Source organism: Bradyrhizobium sp. Kon58 (assembly GCF_055807455.1).
This window is the reverse complement of record NZ_JBVVOT010000142.1, coordinates 1-488: the sequence shown is the minus strand read 5'-3', so window position 1 is coordinate 488 and position 488 is coordinate 1. Positions and strand designations below refer to the sequence as shown.

At 57.6% G+C, this 488-nt stretch carries 1 protein-coding gene; it reads right to left on the bottom strand.

All coding sequences use genetic code 11. The features are described 5' to 3' along the window. The coding region (locus AC0L20_RS39855) for a hypothetical protein (RefSeq protein ID WP_473295645.1) at positions 1–488 on the bottom strand (488 nt) is incomplete at both ends.

Here is a 488-nt window from a genome sequence, read left to right as displayed (position 1 = left end):
AGCACTTGGACGTCATGGTGCCAGTACGCTGGTACCTCGCTCAGGGGGAGTAGCAAGCCTTGAATGGTAAAGCGGGTCAGCGGCGAATCCACAACAGCCGGCAGGGTACTGACGAGCTGCCCGAGCGTGTCCCAGAACGACCAGTCGCCCTGGGTTTCGTTCGACCGCTTACTCAGCCAGGCTGCGAAGTCCGTGTCATCCTTGAGTTTCTTCAACACGTCCACTGCCCGTACGCAGGCGTTGTACAGCGGTGATTGGTAATGAGGTGTGAAGAACTGGTGTGCCAGTGGCTGTGGTGCAGCCTGTGTTTGAAGGGTTTTCAACTGTGCCAGCAAGCCAGTGAAATCCTTTGAGCGGTCGGTGTTGAGCTGTATCAACCGTTGCTGAACAGCGGAGGCCGCCTTTCTGCGCTTTGCGCTGAGGGCCAAGAGTTTGCGGGCGTATCGCTTGATGGCCTCGTTGAAGTTCAGCAGCGGTGCAAGATCGAC